Origin of the sequence: Nocardia spumae, from assembly GCF_020733635.1 — a bacterium.
GTDB classification, from domain to species: domain Bacteria; phylum Actinomycetota; class Actinomycetes; order Mycobacteriales; family Mycobacteriaceae; genus Nocardia; species Nocardia spumae.
Genome location: NZ_JAJFZL010000001.1, coordinates 852,467 through 872,898 on the forward strand (window position 1 = coordinate 852,467; position 20,432 = coordinate 872,898).

At 68.0% G+C, this 20,432-nt stretch carries 22 protein-coding genes; 18 read left to right on the plus strand and 4 right to left on the minus strand.

Going from position 1 to position 20,432, the window contains the following annotated elements; translation table 11 throughout:
* Positions 1–26: 26 nt before the first annotated feature.
* From LKD76_RS03690 to LKD76_RS03725, 8 genes are all read left to right on the plus strand, one after another.
* Positions 27–1,625, plus strand: coding sequence for an Rv0497 family membrane protein (locus LKD76_RS03690; RefSeq protein ID WP_227979518.1), 1,599 nt, complete (start codon positions 27–29; stop codon positions 1,623–1,625).
* A 49-nt stretch (positions 1,626–1,674) separates the two neighbouring features.
* Entirely contained in the window at positions 1,675–2,538 is an 864-nt protein-coding gene (locus LKD76_RS03695; protein ID WP_308188609.1) for a sugar phosphate isomerase/epimerase family protein, read from the plus strand.
* A gap of 255 nt (positions 2,539–2,793) precedes the next feature.
* Positions 2,794–3,645 (plus strand): thioesterase family protein, encoded by an 852-nt coding sequence (locus tag LKD76_RS03700; protein ID WP_372465971.1) that lies wholly within the window; start codon positions 2,794–2,796, stop codon positions 3,643–3,645.
* A gap of 59 nt (positions 3,646–3,704) precedes the next feature.
* Entirely contained in the window at positions 3,705–4,523 is an 819-nt protein-coding gene (proC, locus tag LKD76_RS03705) for a pyrroline-5-carboxylate reductase (RefSeq protein WP_227979521.1), read from the plus strand.
* 179 nt (positions 4,524–4,702) lie between these two features.
* Positions 4,703–4,930 carry a helix-turn-helix domain-containing protein gene (locus tag LKD76_RS03710; protein WP_227979522.1) on the plus strand — a complete coding sequence of 76 codons (228 nt, stop codon included), beginning with the start codon at positions 4,703–4,705 and terminating at the stop codon, positions 4,928–4,930.
* 259 nt (positions 4,931–5,189) lie between these two features.
* Positions 5,190–5,291: a 30S ribosomal protein bS22 gene (locus LKD76_RS03715; RefSeq protein WP_003402602.1), complete on the plus strand. Its 102-nt coding sequence runs from the start codon at positions 5,190–5,192 to the stop codon at positions 5,289–5,291.
* Between the two features lie 217 nt (positions 5,292–5,508).
* Positions 5,509–6,591, plus strand: a complete 1,083-nt coding sequence (locus tag LKD76_RS03720; RefSeq protein WP_227979523.1) for an NAD-dependent epimerase/dehydratase family protein — start codon at positions 5,509–5,511, stop codon at positions 6,589–6,591.
* Complete coding sequence (locus tag LKD76_RS03725) at positions 6,588–7,598, plus strand: lysophospholipid acyltransferase family protein (RefSeq protein WP_227979524.1); 1,011 nt, start codon at positions 6,588–6,590, stop codon at positions 7,596–7,598. The genes LKD76_RS03720 and LKD76_RS03725 overlap by 4 nt, the downstream gene beginning before the upstream one ends.
* 45 nt (positions 7,599–7,643) lie before the next feature.
* Here LKD76_RS03725 and LKD76_RS03730 read toward each other — a convergent pair whose 3' ends face one another.
* Both LKD76_RS03730 and LKD76_RS03735 read right to left on the minus strand, forming a co-directional pair.
* Positions 7,644–8,681 carry an HAD family hydrolase gene (locus LKD76_RS03730; RefSeq protein WP_372465734.1) on the minus strand — a complete coding sequence of 346 codons (1,038 nt, stop codon included), beginning with the start codon at positions 8,679–8,681 and terminating at the stop codon, positions 7,644–7,646.
* 82 nt (positions 8,682–8,763) lie between these two features.
* Positions 8,764–9,024: a glutaredoxin family protein gene (locus tag LKD76_RS03735; protein ID WP_227979525.1), complete on the minus strand. Its 261-nt coding sequence runs from the start codon at positions 9,022–9,024 to the stop codon at positions 8,764–8,766.
* Between the two features lie 385 nt (positions 9,025–9,409).
* Here LKD76_RS03735 and LKD76_RS03740 point away from each other — a divergent pair, with 385 nt between their 5' ends.
* The 4 genes from LKD76_RS03740 (at position 9,410) to LKD76_RS03755 (ending at position 14,335) form a co-directional block, all read left to right on the plus strand.
* Positions 9,410–10,282 carry a redox-sensing transcriptional repressor Rex gene (locus LKD76_RS03740; protein WP_227979526.1) on the plus strand — a complete coding sequence of 291 codons (873 nt, stop codon included), beginning with the start codon at positions 9,410–9,412 and terminating at the stop codon, positions 10,280–10,282.
* The gene (locus LKD76_RS03745; protein ID WP_227979527.1) at positions 10,279–11,667 is read left to right on the plus strand and encodes a glutamyl-tRNA reductase; all 1,389 of its coding nucleotides are present in this window, start codon (positions 10,279–10,281) and stop codon (positions 11,665–11,667) included. Before LKD76_RS03740 ends, LKD76_RS03745 begins: the two co-directional genes overlap by 4 nt.
* Positions 11,668–11,768: 101 nt before the next feature.
* On the plus strand, positions 11,769–12,767 hold the full coding sequence (gene hemC / locus LKD76_RS03750; RefSeq protein ID WP_227985081.1) for a hydroxymethylbilane synthase: 999 nt from the start codon (positions 11,769–11,771) through the stop codon (positions 12,765–12,767).
* Complete coding sequence (locus LKD76_RS03755) at positions 12,764–14,335, plus strand: bifunctional uroporphyrinogen-III C-methyltransferase/uroporphyrinogen-III synthase (RefSeq protein WP_227979528.1); 1,572 nt, start codon at positions 12,764–12,766, stop codon at positions 14,333–14,335. The genes hemC and LKD76_RS03755 overlap by 4 nt, the downstream gene beginning before the upstream one ends.
* A 249-nt stretch (positions 14,336–14,584) precedes the next feature.
* Here LKD76_RS03755 and LKD76_RS03760 read toward each other — a convergent pair whose 3' ends face one another.
* Complete coding sequence (locus tag LKD76_RS03760) at positions 14,585–14,863, minus strand: hypothetical protein (protein ID WP_227979529.1); 279 nt, start codon at positions 14,861–14,863, stop codon at positions 14,585–14,587.
* Between the two features lie 161 nt (positions 14,864–15,024).
* Here LKD76_RS03760 and hemB point away from each other — a divergent pair, with 161 nt between their 5' ends.
* The 4 genes from hemB (at position 15,025) to LKD76_RS03780 (ending at position 17,708) form a co-directional block, all read left to right on the plus strand.
* Positions 15,025–16,002 carry a porphobilinogen synthase gene (gene hemB / locus LKD76_RS03765; RefSeq protein ID WP_227979530.1) on the plus strand — a complete coding sequence of 326 codons (978 nt, stop codon included), beginning with the start codon at positions 15,025–15,027 and terminating at the stop codon, positions 16,000–16,002.
* Positions 15,999–16,517, plus strand: a complete 519-nt coding sequence (locus LKD76_RS03770; RefSeq protein WP_227979531.1) for a hypothetical protein — start codon at positions 15,999–16,001, stop codon at positions 16,515–16,517. Before hemB ends, LKD76_RS03770 begins: the two co-directional genes overlap by 4 nt.
* Positions 16,518–16,875: 358 nt before the next feature.
* Positions 16,876–17,472, plus strand: coding sequence for a transport-regulating membrane protein Mce1N (gene mce1N / locus LKD76_RS03775; protein WP_227979532.1), 597 nt, complete (start codon positions 16,876–16,878; stop codon positions 17,470–17,472).
* A complete protein-coding gene (locus LKD76_RS03780) occupies positions 17,469–17,708 on the plus strand; it encodes a hypothetical protein (protein WP_227979533.1) in 240 nt (79 codons plus the stop codon). Before mce1N ends, LKD76_RS03780 begins: the two co-directional genes overlap by 4 nt.
* A gap of 1 nt (position 17,709) precedes the next feature.
* Here LKD76_RS03780 and LKD76_RS03785 read toward each other — a convergent pair whose 3' ends face one another.
* Positions 17,710–18,093, minus strand: a complete 384-nt coding sequence (locus tag LKD76_RS03785) for a hypothetical protein (protein ID WP_227979534.1) — start codon at positions 18,091–18,093, stop codon at positions 17,710–17,712.
* Positions 18,094–18,339: 246 nt separating this feature from the next.
* Here LKD76_RS03785 and hemL point away from each other — a divergent pair, with 246 nt between their 5' ends.
* Positions 18,340–19,677 carry a glutamate-1-semialdehyde 2,1-aminomutase gene (gene hemL / locus LKD76_RS03790; RefSeq protein ID WP_227979535.1) on the plus strand — a complete coding sequence of 446 codons (1,338 nt, stop codon included), beginning with the start codon at positions 18,340–18,342 and terminating at the stop codon, positions 19,675–19,677.
* Between the two features lie 134 nt (positions 19,678–19,811).
* Positions 19,812–20,417: a histidine phosphatase family protein gene (locus LKD76_RS03795; protein WP_227985082.1), complete on the plus strand. Its 606-nt coding sequence runs from the start codon at positions 19,812–19,814 to the stop codon at positions 20,415–20,417.
* Positions 20,418–20,432 lie beyond the last annotated feature (15 nt).

Sequence of the window (20,432 nt, forward strand, 5' to 3'; positions counted from 1 at the left end):
ATCGGTCATGTCGGAAAGGATCCAGCATGAGTGAGGATTCGACACAGCTGTCGGTCGCCGAGCTGCTGGCGCGCAACGGCCAGGGAGTTCCGGCTTCGGGTGGTGGGCGCCGGCGGCGTGGCGGACGTGGCATCGCGGTCACCGATCTGACCGGCGATCTGCCCGAGGTCCGCCCGGGCTCCTCGTCGCATGCCGCGCCCGAGGAAGAGCCGGAACAGCTGCCGGACTTCCAGCTCGCGACACCCGGCTACGAATCCGAGTCGCCGCTGTCCGGGCCGATCAGCTTCTACGACCCGCTCGCGGCCGGAACCGAGGCGCCGGGGACACCCTCCTGGGAACAACCGAATTCGTTCCAGCCCAGTTCATTCGACTCCGCGCCGGACGCAGGCGGATACCGGCCGGAACCGAGCTTCGGCGGTTACGGCTCGGCGCCGGTATCCGATCCCTACGGCGCGGCCCCCGCGCCCAGCTGGCAGGCGGCGCCGGAAAGCGCACCGAGTCCGTTCGGCGCGGACCCCGCCCCCGCGCCTTCCGGCCGGCGCGCACGCCGGGAACTGCGTGAGGCACTGGCCGAGCGTGAAGCCGCCGACTCGTTCGCGGCATCCGAGGAACCGGTGGATTCGGGTCGGCCCGGCCGCCGGCACCGGCCGGAGCCCAACGAGCAGAACACGATGGTCGTGCCGCCCTTCGCGCCGCAGCCGGAGGCCGGGCCGACGACCTGGGCGCCGCAGCGCGCACCCGAACGCGGGCACCGTGAATTCGGTGCACCGGAACCCCGGGAGTTCGGTGCGCCGGACTTCCCGCCGCCGGGTCGCAACGGTGCGCCGGGGTGGAACGGGGCCGAGGCTCCGCGGGGCCTGCCGGCCTGGTCGGCCCGACGGCGGCCGGGCGCCCCCGCGCCGGCTCCCGCGCCCCCGCCGCAAGATTTCCACGAACCCGATTTCGCCCGTTCGGATTTCGCCGAGCCTGATTTCAACCAGCCCGAATTCGACGAGCACGCCGATCATCGCGATGCCGGTCCGGTCGAGGACCGCTCCGCCGGATGGTCACTGTCCGGGCGCGATCCGCAACTGCTGTCCGGACAGACCGTTGCCGGAGATCTGCTGCGTGATGCCAATGCACGCGGCGGAGAGAAGCGACGTGGTCGTGGTCCGCGCCGCGGGGTCATCGATCTGCTCGATCCGGCGGAGGCCGCCACCGAGTTCTACGCGCCGGTCGAACCCGAGGACGAATTCGACGAGGATCTCGACGACGAGCTGCTCGACGACGAGGAACAGGAACAGCCCTCGCGATGGAAGCGGCCCGCCAAACTGCGGATGCCGGCCGTCCCCTCGTTCGCATTCCGCGGATCGACCGAGGACGTCAACCGCCGCCAGTGGATGATCCTCGCCGGACAGGCCATCGGAGCGTCGGTCGCGGGAATGTTGCTGTTCAAGGGCTTCGAGCAGATGTGGGACATCATGCCGTTCGTCGCCCTGATCCTCGCGATGGTCGTGATCCTCGGCCTGGTGGCGCTGGTCCGGGTGCTGCGCCGCACCGACGACATTCTCAGCACGGTGATCGCCGTCGTTGTGGGCATCTTCGTGACGCTCGGGCCGCTAGCCTTTCTTCTCAGCACGAACTGAGCAGGGAGCAACAGTGGGGCACAGCGGTCAGGCGGGGACCACCGTTCAGGTGGGGTTGTCGACGGCGTCGGTCTACCCGGAAAATACCGAGGCGGCCTTCCGGTACGCCGCCGAATTGGGCTACGACGGTGTGGAACTGATGGTCTGGGCCGAACCGGCCAGCCAGAACATCTCCACCGTCCAAGAGTATGTGCGCCGCTACTCGGTGCCGGTGCTGGCCGTGCACGCACCCTGCCTGTTGATCTCCCAGCGGGTATGGGGCGCCGATCCGGTGGCCAAACTCGAACGCAGCGTGCGGACCGCCGAGTCGCTGGGCGCGGCCACCGTAGTGGTGCATCCGCCGTTTCGCTGGCAGCGTCGCTACGCCGAGGGATTCGCTCAGCAGGTCGGAGAACTCGAGGAGCACAGTCCGGTCGTGGTCGCGGTCGAGAACATGTTCCCGATGCGCGCCGATTCGCTGTTCGGGCGCACGACGGGTTCGGTGCGCCGCCTGGAACGCCGTGGCGGACCCGGACTTTCGGTGACCGCGTTCAGTCCGTCCTACGATCCGACCGATACCGGATTCCGGCACTACACTCTGGACCTGTCCCATACCGCCACCGCCGGGATGGACCCGCTGCTGCTGGCCGGACGGATGGGCAGCGGCCTGGCGCATCTTCATCTCGCCGACGGCCGTGGCGCGGCACATGACGAACACCTCGTCCCCGGCGAGGGTGCGCAGCCCTGTGTGGAAGTGTGTGAATCATTGGTGCGCAACGGTTTCCAGGGCCACGCGGTCATCGAGGTGAACACCCAGAACGCCCGCACCACCAGTGACCGCGCCGCCATGCTGGCGCGATCGCTGCACTTCGCGCGAACCCATCTGAACAACCTGCGACCCGCCCCCGACCCGGAGCCCACCGGCGCGCGGTAGCCGCGTTGTCGGCCTCCGCTCCGGCGGGTTCTCGGCCCCGCGGCCTCGAACTTCCCTGGTGTAACGGTCTCGTAGGCGTTGCCTCGGGTCCGGTGGCGGCGGCGCCGGGTTGCGGGTTGTCTCACACTCGGTGGGGAATGTTCCGTTGTTCGGGCACACTTATACGCTGTACGAGGCCGGGGGCGGGACTTCCGGCCGGGATCGATAGAGGAGCGGCGGGTGACGGAGCTGACGATCGAGACGGCGCGGACGGATCTGGACGACGCACCGTTCAGCCGGGTCTGCGCGGTCACCGAACTGGAAGTCGGTACCGAGTTCGCTCGCTACGGCGGCGTCATCGACCCGGTGTGGACCATCGGTAAGAAACTGCACGGCGGGACCATGGTGGCCGCTTCGGCCGCCGCCGCGACCGCCCGTCTGCGTACCGCGCATCCGGGCCTCGCCGAGATGCTCCCGATCGCGGCCAGCACCGACTTCCTCGGCGCCCCGGATCCGGGCGAGGTCGAATACCGGGTGCGGATCCGCAAGACGGGCCGCCAGATCTGTTCGGTCGACACCGATCTGGTGCAGGGCGGGCGCACCATGGTGCATTCGGCATTCACCTTCGGCCACCTCGACGATGCCAAGCCGGCCTACCGCCGTGCGGCGGTCACCGATATGCCACCCGAGCCGCCCGCCGACGCCCTCGGCTACGAACCGGATTCGACCATGGGCCGCCTGGTGCACGTCTCCCAGGGGGCGTCGGTGGCGATCGATCCGGGATGGGCGCGTTTCCTGTCCGGCGAACAGGGGGAGCCGCGCCTGCGGCTGTGGATCCGGCCGCGTGCCGCCGACGGCCGCGACCTCGATGTCGCCGCGTATTTCGCCATGATGGCCGGCGATATGAGTCCGCCGGTGCCGATGAACATGGGGCGTTTCGGCTGGGCCCCCACGGTCCAGCTCACCACCTACCTGCGGCGCCGCCCGGCCCCGGGCTGGCTGCGCGTGATCGCGACCGCCCAGGAGATCGGTGAGCGCATGTTCGACGAGGATCAGCTGGTGCTCGACAGCACCGGCGCCGTGGTCGCGCAGACGCGTCAGCTCGCGCTGATTCCGTTGTCGCGCTGAGTGCCCGCTGATCGCCCCTGCCCTCCGGGAACCGGACGGCACCGATAGCCTTGGACGCCATGACGAGAATTGCGGTGATCGGTGGCGGACGGATCGGCGAGGCGTTGATCGCCGGGCTGCTCGAGGCCGGGCGCCCGGGTAAGGACTTGGTTGTTGTCGAGTCGGTCGAGGCCCGTGCGCAGGTGCTGCGGGAGCGGTTCGGCATCCGGGTTACCGACAGCCTGGCCGAGGCGGCGACGGGCACCGACGTCCTGGTGGTCGCGGTGAAGCCGCACGATGTCGACGCCGTACTGACCGAACTGGGCAAACTCGAACTCGACAACGATCGCGATCAGATCCTGGTGTCGCTGGCCGCCGGTGTCACCACGGCCCGGGTGGAATCCAAACTGCCCGCCGGATTCCCCGTCGTGCGGGTGATGCCGAACACCCCGATGCTGGTCGGCCAGGGCATGAGCGCGATCGCGCCGGGCCGCTACGCCAAGTCCGCCGCGCTGAACACGGTCGCGGAACTGCTCGGCGCGGTAGGCAAGGTCGTCACGGTATCCGAGGGCCAGATGGATGCGGTCACCGCGGTCTCCGGTTCGGGACCGGCGTATTTCTTCCTCGTGGTCGAGGCGATGGTGGAGGCGGGCGTCGGCCTCGGCCTCACCCGTGATGTGGCCACCGGCCTGGTGGTCCAGACCATGCTGGGCTCGGCGGCCCTGCTCGAGGAGTCCGGACAGGATGCCGCGGAACTGCGCGCGGCGGTGACCTCCCCGGCGGGCACCACGGCCGCGGCCGTGCGCGAACTCGAGCGCGGCGGCGTGCGCTCGGCGTTCTGGGAGGCGCTGCACGCCGCCAAGCGCCGTTCGGTCGAACAGGGGGCGACTGGCGAGTAACCGTCGCATGGCAGTCGGATGTCGTCCGGCGTGTGGCATGACATCGGCCGGTGACACTGCTATTTCTCCCACCCGTCGCAGCAATCCCACTGGTCCCGCTAAGCTCAGGGGAGCACGTGCGTGTCTGTTCCGCCGGTGGGGAAGCCGGCGGCGCGGACGTGCCGGAGGTCAGTGGTCCAATGATGTCTGGAAACAGCTCTGCGAGTCCCGGTCCTGTCATCGGCGGAGGAGGAACCCAGTTCCTCACCGTTGCCGAGGTGGCGAATCTGATGCGGGTTTCCAAGATGACGGTGTATCGGCTGGTTCATTCGGGAGAACTACCCGCGGTGAGAGTCGGCCGATCGTTCCGGGTGCACGCCAAGGCGGTGCACGACTACCTGCAGACGTCGTACTTCGACGCCGGGTAGAAACGTGTGAGCGGCCGGGGTCGGAACGGGTCGGTACAGCCGATCCGGGGTATCGACGGGTCGGGCGCCGGAGGTGCCCGTTTCGTTCGCCGTGGGTTGGCCCGGTACGATGAACCACCGTTGTGTTACCCGCTGTCGATCTGGGGTCAGGTCGCCAGCTGAACACTGGTTGCCAGGCGGCCGCCGAGCGAACCGGAAGATGGGCGTACGTAACCGGCGTGCGTGCCGAGGGTAGAGAGAGAACGCGAGGAACAACCCTATGGGTTCTGTGATCAAGAAGCGCCGTAAGCGGATGTCGAAGAAGAAGCACCGCAAGCTGCTTCGCCGTACCCGTGTGCAGCGTCGCAAACTCGGCAAGTAAGCCTACGCGCTGAACGTTAGCCGGAAGCCCGTCATCGAGTTCGATGACGGGCTTCCGGTTTGTTATCCGCGAGTTTTCGAGCCCCGTGTTTCCGGTGACTGAAGTCATCGTTAGATCCTGGTAAATACTCTCGGCGACCTTCGTCACAGCCGCTACTCTGGAACGCGGAACAAGCCAAAGCAGGGGTGCACAGGTGGGATTCGGCGTGGGTTCTGATATGCGTGATGGCCATACGGCCGGCCGCGACGACCAGTCGCCCAAGGTCGTCCTGGTCACCGGTGCGAGCCGCTTCTTCGGCGGCAATGTCGTCACGCGACTGGTGGCCGATCCGGCCGTGGAACGAGTCATCGCGGTGGATGCCCGGATGCCCAGCCGCGATCTGCTGCGCCGGATGGGGCGGGCGGAATTCGTTCGCGCCGATATTCGAAACCCGTTGATCCGTAAGGTGATCGACGGCAACCAGGTCGATACGGTGGTGCATCCGGCGGCATTGTCCCGCCCGCCGGCCGGCGGTGGTCGCGCCGCGATGAAGGATTACAACGTCTTCGGCGCCATGCAGCTGATGGCGGTATGCCAGAAGGCTCCCAGCGTGCGCCGCGTAGTGGTCCGCTCCTCGTCCGCGGTGTACGGGTGCGGGCCGAAGGATCCGGCGAAATTCACCGAGGAAATGAGTGCGCGCACGCCACCGCACGGCTGGTTCGCGCGCGATATGATCGAAGTCGAGGGTTTTGCTCGTGGTCTGGCGCGTCGGCGCCCGGATGTCGCCGTAGTAATTCTTCGATTTCCACCGATTGTGGGGCCGCGGCTGGCGAGCCGGGGAGTGCAATATTTCCGTTCCCCGATCACGCCGACGATCTTCGGCCGTGACCCTCGCATGCAGTTGTTGCACGAAGAGGACGCGATTGCGGCGCTGGCCCATGCCGCGCAGTCCGCGCCCGGCGGGACTTTCAATGTCGCCGGGGACGGGGCGCTGGCGTTGTCCCAGGCCATCCGCCGCGCGGGTCGCGTCGAATTACCTGTGCCGATGAGCGTGTTCCAGACTGTCGGCCGATCGTTCATGGGCCCCGTGATGCGGGAGTTCACCAGCGAGCAGATCGACTATTTCCACTACGGCTGTGGATTGGACACAACGAGAATGCGTACCGAACTCGGCTTCGCACCGCGCTGGACAACGGTGCAGGCGTTCGACGACTTCATCGGGGGCGCAGCGTTGCGGCCCGTCATAGATCCGCGATGGATCGACGCTGCAGAAACCAGACTCCTCGGCCTCGTCGGGGCCGGGACGGGAGCACATCGATGAACGACGTTGCCAAGGTCATTCACCTGCACGAGACGGATTTCGAGTCCCGACAACGTCCGGCGGCGCGCCGTTGGGCGGGGCAGCCGGTGCTGGAGCCGGTCACCTCGCTGACCGAACGGCTGGCCGAATCCGCACCGCCGCGCTCACTGGGCGACCTGGTCCGAGGCACGGTCGCCGGCGGTATCCGCGGCGCCGCCGATTTCGCCCGCCGGCGGCTCACCGGTGACTACCAGGTCGACGAGTTCGGTCTGGACCAGCATCTGCTCGAGTCGGTCATCCTGCCCGCGCTGCGACCGTTGTCGGATCTGTGGTTCCGGGTGGAGGTCAACGGGATCGAGAACATTCCCGCCTCCGGCGGCGCGCTGGTGGTCTCCAACCACGCCGGCGTGGTGCCGCTGGACGCGCTGATGGTGCAGCTGGCGGTGCACGACCGGCATCCCGATCATCGTGCGCTGCGGCTGCTGGCCGCCGATCTGGTGTTCGAACTTCCGGTCGTCGGCGGGCTGGCCCGCAAGGCCGGCCATACCCTCGCCTGCCCCGCCGACGCCGAGCGGCTGCTGCGGTCGGGTGAGGTCGCCGGGGTGTTCCCCGAGGGTTTCAAGGGCGTCGGCAAGCCGTATTCCGAGCGCTACAAGTTGCAGCGCTTCGGCCGGGGCGGCTTCGTGTCGGCGGCGGTCAAGACCGGGGTGCCGATCATTCCGTGCTCCATCGTCGGGTCCGAGGAGATCTACCCGAAACTCGCCGATATCAAGCCGCTGGCGCGCCTGCTCGGGCTGCCCTATTTCCCGGTGACGCCGACATTCCCGCATCTGGGTCTGCTGGGCACCGTCCCGCTGCCCTCGAAGTGGACGATCGAATTCGGTGCGCCCATCTCCACCGACAACTTTCCGGCCGAGGCGGCCGACGATCCGATGACCATGTTCGAGGTCACCGATCAGGTTCGCGAAACAATTCAGCAGACGCTGTACAAATTGCTGACCAAGCGGCGCAATCCGTTCACCGGCTGATGCGAAGCCGCCGCCGGTCACCTCATCGGTGACCGGCGGTTCCGCTCAGGCGTGCTGTTCGCGTTTGCGGGTGAGTACGGCGGCCGCGGCGCCACCGGCGGCACCCAGGGCCAATGCGGTCGGCACGCCGATCTTGGCGGCCTTGCGGCCGGTACGGAAATCACGAATCTCCCAGCCACGATTCTTGGCGACCTCACGCAGATCCGAATCCGGGTTGATCGCCACCGCGGTTCCGGCCAAGGACAGCATCGGCACATCGTTGTGGCTGTCGGAATAGGCCGTGCAGCGCTTGAGATTGAGTCCCTCGCGAATCGCGAGCGTGCGCACGGCGTGTGCTTTGCCGAGGCCGTGCAGAATATCGCCGACCAGTCGCCCGGTGAACACACCGTCCACACTTTCGGCGACCGTGCCCAGCGCACCGGTCAAGCCCAGTCGTTTCGCGATGACCTGGGCGAGTTCGACCGGTGTCGCGGTGACGAGCCAGACCTGCTGCCCGGCGTCGAGATGCATTTGCGCCAGCGCCCGCGTACCGGGCCAGATCTTGTCGGCGATGATTTCGTCGTAGATTTCCTCGCCGAGCGCGGCCAGTTCGGCGGTGGAACGGCCGGCGATGAATGACAGCGCCTTTTCCTTTCCGCTGGCCATATCGCCCTGGCTCTCCTTGCCGGTGACCCGGAATTTCACCTGCTTCCAGGCCATATCGACCAGGTCCGAGGTCTTGAAATATTTCCGGGCCGCCAGCCCCCGCGCGAAGTGCACGATCGATGCGCCCTGCACCATCGTGTTGTCCACGTCGAAGAATGCCGCCGCGGTCAGATCCCTGGGCGGGCGCGCATGCGACGGATATTCGGAATCGGATTCGGCCGCATCGGATTCCGCCAATTCCGCATCGTGCAGAGCCAAGGCCGCATCCGCACTGGCCTCACCGGCCAGATTGGCACGAACCTCTTCCTCGCTGGGTCCGAACGGACTGCGCGCGATCCGTGTGAGCTGGTCCGACAGACCCTGCCCCCAACGCGCCGGGAATTCGCCGAACCTACCCGCGATGAAACCCGTCCTCGCATCTTTCGATCGTTCCGGCACCAGTACCTCCGCCTGTTCCGCGCGAACACTCCAACATTAGCCGAGCGAAGCGATGCCCCGACGGCTGCTGAGCAATGTGTGCTCAGCGACTCAAATCGGCGCGCAACCGGGGTTCGTCGACGTCGAAGTAACTGTGTTCCCGGCCGTCGAGCAATACCACCGGCAGCCGGTCGCCGAACTCGGCGCGCAACGACGGATCGGTCGCCGCGGCCTCGTCGACGTCCACGGTCCCCGGTTCCAGTCCGAAGTCGGCGCAGATGCCACGTAGCTGGGTCAGTGCGATGGCGCACATACCGCAACCGGCGCGGGTCAGCAAAGTCACCGAATGTGTGGCAGTACTCATGCCGTCATTAAATGCCACCACGCCGACACGGCGGCCATTACCCGCGGCCACGGTGAACGCGTGCGGGGAGTTCGTCCCGAATCTCCGGATACGGGCACCGAAAACGCCGGTCCGGCGCGCCTGCGTGTCAGCCGGTGGCGCGCGGCGGTTGAATGTGAGCAGCCATTCGCCGAGCCGACTAGCGGAGAGTGACTGAATTCACCGACTTTGTGCAGGGCTTCACAAGCAGTTACGGTGGTGACACGCGACCCGCCTGCTTCTGGCGGCGGACGCACACGCACCCGTGTACCAACACCGATCCGATACCGATGTCAGTCCCCCGGTGTCGGTAGTGGACAAGCGAAACCCCGGACCCTACCCCCGGCCGGACGAGGAGCCGAACGACGTGACAGAGCAGCATGAGACGCCCGGTGGCGTCTCCGGCAGAGCTCTGAACAGCGTTTCCGGCAAATCCATCAACAAGGACATCCCGCAGGCCACGGTGACCCGCCTGGCCACCTACCTTCGAGTGCTGGCCGTCCTGGCCGACGAGGGTGTGCTCATCGTATCGAGTGAAGAACTGGCTGTCGCGGCGGGTGTCGGTTCGGCCAAGCTTCGCAAGGATCTGTCCTTCCTGGGCCCCAACGGAGTTCGCGGTGTCGGGTACGACGTCGCGAAATTGCGCCATCGCATCGAGGATGTGCTCGGGCTGGCGAACGGGCACCGGGTGATCCTGGTGGGCGCCGGAAATCTGGGCCGGGCACTGGCCGGTTACGGCGGCTTCTCCCGACGCGGATTCACCACGGTCGGCATCTTCGACAGCGATCCGGCGGTGATCGGCACCCCGGTCAGCGGCCTGCGCGTGCGGGATACGGCGGTGCTGCGCGCCGCGGTCGCCGAACTCGCGCCCACCATCGCCGTCGTCACCGTTCCCGACGCCGCGGCCCAGAGTGTCTGCGATGAACTCGTTGCCGCCGGTGTGCAGTGCATTCTGAGCTTCTCGCCGGTGAACCTGGCCGTGCCGGCCTCGGTCGAGGTGCGCCGCGTCGACCTCGCTGTCGAACTGCAGATGCTGTCCTTCGAACGGGCCCGCAGCGCTGAACTCGAGGCCGCCGCCGAAGCCACCGATCGGGTCGCGGCGGGGGAGACCGTGCACGCGGTGTCCACGCCGATCGGCCGCCGGATGGCCGGGCGCGCCGCGCACCAGGCCAACCCCCACAAGACAACCTCGCATTCGGCAACGGAGCCAACCAGCAAGGGATCGGTGGTCGCACCATGAGTGTGCTTCTCGTCGGAATATCGCATCGCAGCGCACCTGTTGCGGTGCTCGAGAAGGTCGCGGTCACCGAGGAGGACCGGCCCAAGCTCACCGACCGCATGCTGGCCTCTCAGCACATTTCCGAGGCGATGATCGTCTCCACCTGCAATCGGGTCGAGGTCTACGCCGTGGTCGACGCCTTCCACGGCGGTCTGGCCGAGGTCGGCGATCTGCTGGCCAAGCACGCCGATCTCTCCCTGCCGGAACTGACCAAGCACGCCTACGTGCGGTATTCCGAGGCGGCCGCGGAGCATCTGTTCGCGGTGGCCAGCGGGCTGGATTCGATGGTCGTCGGTGAGCAGCAGGTGCTCAGCCAGATCCGGTCCGCCTATGCCGCCGCCGATACCCAGCAGGCGGCCGGGCGCACCCTCCACGAACTGGCGCAGCACGCACTGCGGGTCGGTAAGCGGGTGCATTCGGAGACCGGTATCGACCGGGCCGGCGCCTCGGTGGTGTCGGTGGCGCTGGATCGCGCCTCCATGGTGCTCGGCGATCTCGCCGGCCGGACCGCGGTCGTGGTCGGGGCCGGTGCGATGGGCGGCCTGTCGGTGGCACATCTGGCGCGCGCCGGAATCGGCCGGATCATCGTGGTCAACCGCACGCTCGAGCGCGCCCAGCGGCTGGCCCACACCGCATCCACCATGCACGGCGCGTCGGCGGCGGCGATGGAGCTGTCGAACCTGGTCGAGGCCATGTCCGACGCCGATATCGTGATCACCAGCACCGGTGCGGTCGGATCCGTGGTCAGCCTGGCCGATGCCCATCGAGCTCTGAACGTCTCGAAGTCCGGACATCAGATGGTGATCTGCGATCTGGGCCTGCCGCGCGATGTGGATCCCGCCGTGGCCGGTCTGCCCGATGTGACCGTCATCGACATGGAGACCCTTCAGCGCGATCCGGCCGCCGGCGCGGCCGCCGACGACACCAGTGCCGCGCGGGCGCTGGTCGCCGAGGAACTCGCCAAGTATCTGTCCGGCCAGCGGATGGCCGAGGTGACGCCGACCGTCGCCGCGCTGCGACAGCGCGCGGCCGAGGTGGTCGAGGCCGAGCTGATGCGGCTGGAATCCAAACTCCCCGATCTGGGCGATCCGCAGCGGGAAGAGGTGGCCCGCACGGTGCGCCGGGTGGTCGACAAGCTGCTGCACGCGCCCACGGTTCGGGTCAAACAATTGGCCGCGGTTCCCGGCGGCGGCAGTTACGCCGAGGCGCTGCGCGAGTTGTTCGAACTGAAACCCGGTGCGGCACAAGCGGTGGCGGCACCGATGGAAATCGCCACGCTCGGCGGCGAATTGGCCGACGACTTCACCACGAGCCATCTCGGAGACGAACAGGGGCATCCGCAGTGAGCGCAGATATGGCTGTCGCCGGCGTAGATATGGCTGTCGCCGGCGTAGATATGGCTGTCGCCATGGGTACCGCTACCGAGGCAGACGAGCAGGAGCACGATATGACGCGACGCGGGACGCCGGACACACCGTGGCGGATCGGTACGCGCGGCAGCGTGCTGGCGCTCACCCAGGCCGGCACCGTCCGCGATGCGCTGATCGCTGCCGGACAGCACGCCGAACTGGTCATCGTGAAGACCGCGGGTGACAAATCCTCCGATCCGGTCGAGAAGATCGGCGTCGGTGTGTTCACCGCGGCCCTGCGTGAGGAACTGGCGGCCGGGTCCGTGGACATCGCGGTGCACTCCTACAAGGACCTGCCCACCGCGCCGGACCCGCGCTTCACCATCGCCGCGATACCGCCGCGGGAGGACCCGCGTGACGCGCTGGTGGCGCGCGACGGAATGGTGCTGGGCGAACTGCCCGCCGGATCCCGGATCGGCACCTCCGCCCCACGGCGTGCCGCTCAATTGCGAGCCCTCGGGCTCGGACTCGAGATTCTGCCGTTGCGCGGAAATATCGACACCAGACTTCGTAAGGTCGCCGACGGCGAACTCGATGCCATCGTGATCGCGCGGGCCGGGCTGTCCCGCACCGATCGCCTCGGCACGATCACCGAAACCCTGGAGCCGGTACAGGTACTGCCTGCCCCCGCCCAGGGCGCGCTCGCGGTCGAATGCCGCAGCGAGGAAGGCGATCTCGTCACCATCCTGTCCACCCTCGACGATCCGGCCACCAGAGCCACGGTCGTCGCCGAACGTGCGTTGCTGGCCGAGCTCGAGGCCGGTTGCACGGCACCGATCGGTGCGCTGGCCGAAGTCGTCGAATCGCTCGACGACGGCGGCCGTGTGGTGGAGGAATTGTCGTTGCGCGCGGGTGCGGCGGCAATCGACGGCTCGGATGTCATCCGGGCCTCTGCGGTGGGCTCGCTCGCGGATGCCGAGCAGCTTGGCCGCGAGCTGGCGCGCGAGCTCCTGGAGCTGGGGGCGCGCGACCTGCTGGCCGGTGCTCCGGCCGTGTCCGACTTCACCAATTCCAGCCCGATGGAGAACCAACCATGAGCGAGCGCAGCCGAGCCACCAAGAAGCATCCCGGTCGGATTCTGTTCGTCGGGTCGGGTCCGGGCGACCCGGCGCTGCTCACCGTCCGCGCCCGCGAGGTGCTGGGGCGAGCCCGACTGGCGTTCACCGATCCGGATGTCGACAAGGGTGTGCTGGCCATGATCGGCACCGCCGTCGAGCCCGGGCCCGACGGTGAGTCCGAGGTCGACGTCCGCCCCGCGCTGGGCGAACCCGCCGAGGTCGCCAAGACGCTGGTCCACGAGGCCCGTGCCGGACACGATGTCGTACGTCTGGTCTCCGGTGACCCGATGACCACCGATTCGGTGATCGCCGAGGTCAACGCGGTCACCCGGTCGCATATGACTTTCGAGGTGCTGCCCGGCCTGCCCTCGGCGACCACGGTGCCCGCGTACGCGGGGATCGCGCTGGGCTCCTCGCATACCGAGGTCGATGTCCGCGGCGAGGTCGATTGGGCCTCCGTCGCCGCCGCCCCCGGCCCACTGGTCCTGCACGCCACCTCCGGGCATCTGGCCGAGACCGCGAGTGCGCTGGTCGAGAACGGGCTCGCACCGCAGACCCCGGTCGCGGTGACCGTCCGTGGCACCAGCCGCCAGCAGCGCACCATCGAGGCGACGCTGGCCACTCTGAACTCCGCCGCCTCCGAACTGGTCGGACCGCTCGTGGTCACGGTCGGCAAGGAGGTCGAGAAGCGCACCAAGATGTCGTGGTGGGAGTCGCGGGCCCTGTACGGCTGGACCGTGCTGGTGCCGCGCACCAAGGAGCAGGCCGGTGAGATGAGCGAGAAGCTCGTCATGCACGGCGCCATCCCGATGGAAGTACCCACCATCGCGGTCGAACCGCCGCGCAGCCCCGCTCAGATGGAGCGGGCGGTCAAGGGTCTGGTCGACGGCCGCTACCAGTGGGTGGTGTTCACCTCCACGAACGCGGTGCGCGCGGTGTGGGAGAAGTTCGGCGAATTCGGTCTGGACGCGCGGGCCTTCTCCGGTGTGAAGATCGCCTGTGTCGGTGAGGCGACCGCCGAAAGGGTGCGCTCGTTCGGCATCAACCCCGAACTGGTGCCCAGTGGTGAACAGTCCTCGGAGGGCCTGCTGGCCGACTTCCCGCCCTACGACGATGTTTTCGATCCGGTGAACCGGGTGCTGCTGCCGCGCGCGGATATCGCCACCGAGACTCTCGCCGAAGGCCTGCGTGACCGTGGCTGGGAGATCGACGATGTGACCGCATACCGGACTGTGCGTGCCTCGCCGCCGCCGGCCGAGACCCGCGAGATGATCAAGACCGGCGGATTCGACGCCGTGCTGTTCACCTCGTCGTCGACGGTCCGGAATCTGGTGGGTATCGCCGGAAAGCCGCACGCGCGCACCATCGTCGCGTGCATCGGCCCGAAAACCGCCGAGACGGCAATCGAATTCGGCCTGCGCGTCGATGTGCAGCCGGAGACGGCCCAGGTCGGACCGCTGGTCGATGCCCTGGCCGAACATGCCGCACATCTGCGCGCCGAGGGCCTGCTGCCCCCGCCGCGTAAGAAGAGCCGCCGCAGCCGCTAGTCGTACCCGCCGGTGCGGGACCGGCCATTCGATCACCTGGTTGCGCCCGGTCGCGGCGGGGAGCCGGCGGCCGGCAGCGCCCCGCCGAGCCCGCGCACGATCGACGCGCGCGGGCCGATGGTGAGCGCGCGGCGAGTAGCCTCGGTGCGAATTCCCTTGGCCGACAGCGTGTTCGGCCTCGGGAATCTGTGCGAATGCTGCCCTGTCGCGCGCTGGCACCCGGCTCGACGCCGCGGCCGCGAAGGCGGCTCAGGCTCGGCGCACCCGCATGAAGTCGCGGACCAGCCGGCAGGTCTTATCGGACGGTGGACGGATGCCGATGGCGTCGGCGGTGCGGCGAATGGTGTGGTTATCGGCCAGATTGGCGCGGTAGACGCCGGAATCCAGCAGGGCGATGGCCAGCCGCATGGCCTTGAGCCGGCGATTGTGCATGACATACCACGACCGCGGGCGGCCGGCGGGCAGGCGATGCTTCACCAGCGGGACATAGGGATCGATGACGACAGGTGCGGTGGACACTCGAGACATGAAATCCTCCCCTCGAACACATCTTCGATTCTACCCGAACCCACCGACAAAAACCGCGGCTCACAAGGGTTTTCGAGCGCCGGTGAGCGCCGATGTGACCTACGTTGCTGTCCCGCACAGGCGGCTGCGCCGGTAGCCACCGCGGGGCGTATCGTGCGGTTATGACCGGAATGGACCGCCCACGGCGGTTGCGTCGTACCCCCGCGATGCGTCGCCTAGTTGCCGAAACCACCCTGCAGCCAAGACAATTGGTGCTGCCGATGTTCGTCGCCGACGGGCTGGACGAACCGCGCGAGATCAGCTCGATGCCGGGTGTGCACCAGCATTCGATGGATTCGCTGCGGAAGGCCGCCGCCGAGGCGGTCGGGGCCGGGGTCGGTGGCCTCATGCTGTTCGGGGTACCGCGCCCCGAGGACAAGGATGCGGCGGGCACCCAGGCGAGTGCGCCGGAGGGCATCCTCAACCGCGGACTCCGCGCGCTCGTCGAGGAAGTGGGCGGCGATACGGTCGTCATGGCCGACACCTGCCTCGACGAGTTCACCGATCACGGCCACTGCGGTGTGCTGGCCGCCGACGGCGCGGTCGACAACGACGCGACCGTGCGGCGGTACGTCGAGATGGCGCTGGCCCAGGCCGAGACCGGCGCCGATCTGCTGGGTACCAGCGGCATGATGGACGGTCAGGTCGGCGCGATCCGCGCGGGTCTCGACGCCGCGGGGTACGCCGATACCGGCATCCTGGCCTACGCGGCCAAATACGCCTCGGCGTTCTACGGCCCGTTCCGCGAGGCCGTCGGTTCGTCGCTGCAGGGTGATCGCCGCACCTATCAGCAGGATGCGGCCAATCGTCGGGAATCGCTGCGTGAGCTGGAGCTGGATCTGGCCGAGGGCGCCGATATCGTGATGGTCAAACCCGCCATGTCGTATCTGGACATCCTCCGCGATGTCGCCGATCATTCGACCGTCCCGGTGGCGGCCTATCAGATCTCCGGTGAGTACGCGATGATCACCGCCGCCGCCGAACGGGGCTGGATCGATCGCCGCGGCGCCATCCTGGAATCCCTCGTCGGCATTCGCCGGGCGGGTGCGGACATCGTGCTCACCTACTGGGCCACCGAGGCCGCGCACTGGCTGTCGTGAACCCGACCACTCTGCCGGCCGAGCCCGGTACGCAAACCAGACCCGAGGATGTGCGCACCGCCTGCCAACTGTGGTGGGGGGTCATCGGACTCGGCATCGTGCGCCTGATCCTGGGCGCGGTCGACGGCCTCGGGAACCGGCACGATATCGCCCAGAACTTCTACGACCAGCTCCGCAACGAGCGGACCGAGTTCAGTCTGTCGCAGATGGAGTTCGCGGTCTCGATCCTCGAGGTGCTGATCCTGACCTACGGTCTGGCCCTGGCCACCGGCGCCGTGGCCGTCGTGTATCAACTCGGGCTCGGGCGCCTGTGGGCACGCGCGATCGGCGAAGTGGCGACCGTGGTGCTCGTTCTCGGCGCGATCGGATCGTTGTTCGGCCTCGGTACCGAGAACGGCGCCATGGCGGTGCTCATCGGAGCCGCGGTGATCTTGCAGGCGGTGCTGGCCTGCGGCGCCGTATTCCTCTGCCGCAGAGCCGAATCCGGTGCCTATTTCCGTGCCAACGGCCGCTGAGACGGCATCGCGAATTTGTCACGCGCCGACCGGGATGTATGGTGAGGGTTGTCACAGATAGCTCGGGAACTGAAAGTCGTTGGTCGTGCGTTGTTCTTCGGATGGGCTCTTTCGGTCGATGGTCACATCGATCGACGGCCGCGATGGGAACCCGGCGTGGATGGCTTCGGTGGATCGGAGACATCGATGCGCGTGGTGATTCAACAGCGGCAGAGCATTCGACGCGATGTGGTAGTGATGGGTTTGCTGCTGCTGTTCGCACTGCTCACCCTCGTAGTCCTGCTGCTCCCGGGGAAGGTCGGCTGACTTCGCCGCCACCCGCTCGGATGAGCACGTGCGTCGCATTCGGAGGTCCTGCGTGAACGACGCCCACCCCACCACCGCGGTCCGTCCGGATTCGGTGTTGTTCAGTGAGCCCGGTGCGCGCTGGCGCTCGGTGGCCTACGGTCCGCTGCTCTGTCTGGTGGTCCTGATTCTCGAACTGGTGCTGCGGCGCGGTCCGGTGCACTGGTTCGGCCTCGTCTTCTGCGCGGTCCTGCTCGCCGGGTTCGTGACCTTGCAGGTCGTGGCCGGTAAACGGCACGTCAGTGTCGAACTCACCGAATCCCGGCTGCGCGAGGGGACCGAAACCGTATCGCTGGATTCCATCGCGCGGGTCTTCCCGGAACACGACGAGGAATCCTGGGACGATGATCCGTGGCAGTCGGCCCGCGCCCTGGGCGAGCTCACCGGGGTACCGCGCCGGCGCACCGGGATCGGCCTGAAGCTGCGCGACGGCGGCATGGTCCAGGCGTGGGCCCGCGACCATCGTGGCCTGCGTGCGCAGTTGACCGCCGCGATCGAGGCCCGGGCCGAGAACAGCGCCGATGCCGGGGAGGCATCGGACATCGCCGCCGTGGCGAACAGCGAACCTGCCGGGGACGCGTCTAGCGAGGGCAAGGAGGACGTGGCGTGATGCGCCGAGTGTGGATCCTGCTCGATCTGGTGCTGGTCGTGGTGTGCGCGGTCGCGGCCGTGCCGACCTGGAAACACGGAATCCGCACCACCTGGTTCGCGGCGATCGGTGATCAGCCCGCCTTCGAATCCACTCGCTACCTCGGCCCGTGGCTGGCGCTGGCCGCGGTCCTCGTCGCGGCCGCCGGTCTCGCGGCCATCGATCTGGTGGTGCGGTGCGCGGTGCGGCCCCGCTAGATCAGTGCCACTGCTGGAAGACGTCCATAATGCGGCTACCGTGCGATCCGGGCGCGTTCAGCAGCACCACGATGCTGCCGTCGGGATGACTGGCCGCCTCCTGCACCACCTGCCGCAGTGAGGCGTGCACATTGCCGTTCTCGTCGTGATAGAGCTGGGTGTCGGGTTTGAGTCCCGCGCCGATCCGATTCATCGGCACCACCATGGTCACCAGCGCCGGCAGCGGACCGTCGGCGACGGCCCCGGTCTCGTTGTGGTCGAGAATCACTCCGGCGCGTCCCTGATCCGGCTGGAGGACCGGCGTCGCCGCGGAGGCCTGGGAGGCGGCCGCGAGCCCACCGGCGAGGGTTGTCAACAGGGCTGCCCCGAATACTGCTTTACGCATGAACCCTCCCGGCTGTGAGCGTGGTTATGGTTCGAGGTTACGCACGAGCAACCGGACCGCTCCAGTTATGCCGGGAAATTCATGCGGCGTGTTGTGGTTCCGGTCCGGTGGGGCAGTCCATAGGAAATTCTCGGCAAACCTCACTCGGGGCGAGGGGAGTACAATGTCCGAATTCGTCTGTGGGTTGGCTCACCCCACTACACCCTGTCGTCGACCGCTGTGGCGGGGGCTGCGACACTGGTTGTCGTGAGTTCTTCTCCGCGCGCGACCCAGGTGAACGTGCCGGTCTCCGCCCAACTCTTCGAACGCGCCGCCGCGACCATTCCCGGTGGTGTGAACTCGCCTGTGCGGGCCTTCAATTCGGTCGGCGGCACCCCGAGATTCATCGCCTCGGCCCGTGGCTACACCCTGACCGACGCCGACGGTAACGACTATGTCGACCTGGTGTGTTCCTGGGGGCCGATGATCCTCGGGCACGCCCATCCGGCCGTTGTCGACGCCGTGCAGCGGGCGGCCACCGGTGGTCTGTCCTTCGGTGCGCCCACCGAGGCGGAAATCGAGCTGGCCGAGGCGATCGCCGCCCGGGTCGATCCGGTGCAGCGGGTGCGGCTGGTGAATTCCGGTACCGAGGCCACCATGAGCGCGGTCCGGCTGGCCCGCGGTTTCACCGGCCGCAGCAAGATCATCAAGTTCTCCGGCTGCTATCACGGACATGTCGACGCCCTGCTGGCCGATGCCGGGTCCGGTGTCGCGACCCTGGGCCTGCCGACCTCGCCGGGGGTGACCGGGGCGCAGGCCGCCGACACGATCGTGCTGCCGTACAACGACCTCGACGCCGTGGCCGCCGCCTTCGCCGAATATCCGGACCAGATCGCGTGCGTGATCACCGAGGCGGCCGCCGGAAATATGGGCGTGGTCCCGCCGCTACCCGGATTCAATGCGGGCCTGCGTCGGCTGACCAGCGAATACGGCGCACTGCTGATCATGGACGAGGTGATGACCGGCTTCCGGGTGAGTGCGGCGGGCTGGTACGGCCGCGATCCGGTCGCGGGCGATCTCTACACCTTCGGCAAGGTGATGAGCGGCGGACTGCCCGCCGCCGCGTTCGGTGGCCGCGCCGAGGTCATGAATCATCTGGCACCGATCGGGCCGGTGTACCAGGCCGGAACGCTATCGGGGAATCCGGTGGCGGTGGCTGCCGGACTGGCCACGCTGCGGGCCGCCGACGCGGAGGTCTACGCCGCACTCGATCGCAACGCCGAACGCCTCGGCGCGCTGATCACCGAGGCTCTGAGCGCCGCCGGGGTGGCGCATACGGTCCAATTCGCGGGCAATATGGTGAACGTGTTCTTCGCCGAGGATCCGGTCACCGACTACGCCGCTGCCAAGGCCAGTGCCACCTGGCGCTTCCCGGGTTTCTTCCACGCCCTGCTGGAGCGTGGTGTCTACGGACCGCCGAGCCCGTTCGAGGCATGGTTCGTCTCCGCCGCACTCGATGACGACGCATTCGACCGCATCGCCGCCGCCCTGCCCGCCGCCGCCGCGGCGGCCGCGGCCGCCACACCCGAAGGATCCCGCGCGTGAGCGACTCTGATCAGCTCGAATCCGCCACTGCGACAACACAATCCGCACCGACTCCGGACTCGGGCGCGGATTCCGGCAAGGTGCCGGTCCTGCCCGGTGATGTCGCCTCCGACACCGAGACCATCGTGCACGTGATGCGTCACGGCGAGGTGCACAACCCGAAGGGCATCCTCTACGGGCGGCTGCCCGGATTCAGCCTGTCGGTGGGCGGCCGGTCGCAGGCCGCGACCGTCGCGCGGACTCTCGCCGATCACGACATCTCGCTGGTGGTGGCTTCGCCGCTGCAGCGTGCCCAGGAGACCGCCGCGCCGATCGCCGCGCGGCACGACCTGATCGTGCGTACCGACGACAACCTGATCGAGGCCGGTAACACCTTCGAGGGCCTGCGGGTCTCGGTCGGCGACGGCGCGCTGCGTAAGCCGCGGCACTGGTGGAAGCTGCGCGATCCGTTCACTCCGTCGTGGGGTGAGCCGTATCTGCAGATCGCGCATCGGATGCTCGCCGCGGTCAACAAGGCGCGAGTGGAGGCGGCCGGGCACGAAGCCGTCGTGGTCTCCCATCAGCTGCCCGTGTGGACGCTGCGGCGGTTCCTCGAGGGGAAGCGCCTCTGGCACGATCCGCGGCAGCGGCAATGCTCGCTCGCATCACTGACTTCCCTTGTGTATCAGGGCGATACGCTGATCGACATCGTCTATTCCGAGCCGTCCGGCGGATCGGATCCCCGGGTGACCGGAGCGTGAACGGGGTCCTGCGGC

Bases quoted from the DNA above. Each gene is read 5' to 3' on its own strand.
- LKD76_RS03760 (WP_227979529.1), bottom strand. From the start codon at position 14,863: ATGTCTCGAGTGTCCACCGCACCTGTCGTCATCGATCCCTATGTCCCG.
- hemB (WP_227979530.1), top strand. From the start codon at position 15,025: ATGACCGGAATGGACCGCCCACGGCGGTTGCGTCGTACCCCCGCGATG.
- LKD76_RS03715 (WP_003402602.1), top strand. From the start codon at position 5,190: ATGGGTTCTGTGATCAAGAAGCGCCGTAAGCGGATGTCGAAGAAGAAG.
- LKD76_RS03720 (WP_227979523.1), top strand. From the start codon at position 5,509: ATGCGTGATGGCCATACGGCCGGCCGCGACGACCAGTCGCCCAAGGTC.
- LKD76_RS03795 (WP_227985082.1), top strand. From the start codon at position 19,812: ATGCGTCACGGCGAGGTGCACAACCCGAAGGGCATCCTCTACGGGCGG.
- hemC (WP_227985081.1), top strand. From the start codon at position 11,769: ATGACGCGACGCGGGACGCCGGACACACCGTGGCGGATCGGTACGCGC.
- proC (WP_227979521.1), top strand. From the start codon at position 3,705: ATGACGAGAATTGCGGTGATCGGTGGCGGACGGATCGGCGAGGCGTTG.
- LKD76_RS03755 (WP_227979528.1), top strand. From the start codon at position 12,764: ATGAGCGAGCGCAGCCGAGCCACCAAGAAGCATCCCGGTCGGATTCTG.
- LKD76_RS03725 (WP_227979524.1), top strand. From the start codon at position 6,588: ATGAACGACGTTGCCAAGGTCATTCACCTGCACGAGACGGATTTCGAG.
- LKD76_RS03690 (WP_227979518.1), top strand. From the start codon at position 27: ATGAGTGAGGATTCGACACAGCTGTCGGTCGCCGAGCTGCTGGCGCGC.
- LKD76_RS03785 (WP_227979534.1), bottom strand. From the start codon at position 18,093: ATGCGTAAAGCAGTATTCGGGGCAGCCCTGTTGACAACCCTCGCCGGT.
- LKD76_RS03735 (WP_227979525.1), bottom strand. From the start codon at position 9,024: ATGAGTACTGCCACACATTCGGTGACTTTGCTGACCCGCGCCGGTTGC.
- LKD76_RS03710 (WP_227979522.1), top strand. From the start codon at position 4,703: ATGATGTCTGGAAACAGCTCTGCGAGTCCCGGTCCTGTCATCGGCGGA.
- LKD76_RS03745 (WP_227979527.1), top strand. From the start codon at position 10,279: ATGAGTGTGCTTCTCGTCGGAATATCGCATCGCAGCGCACCTGTTGCG.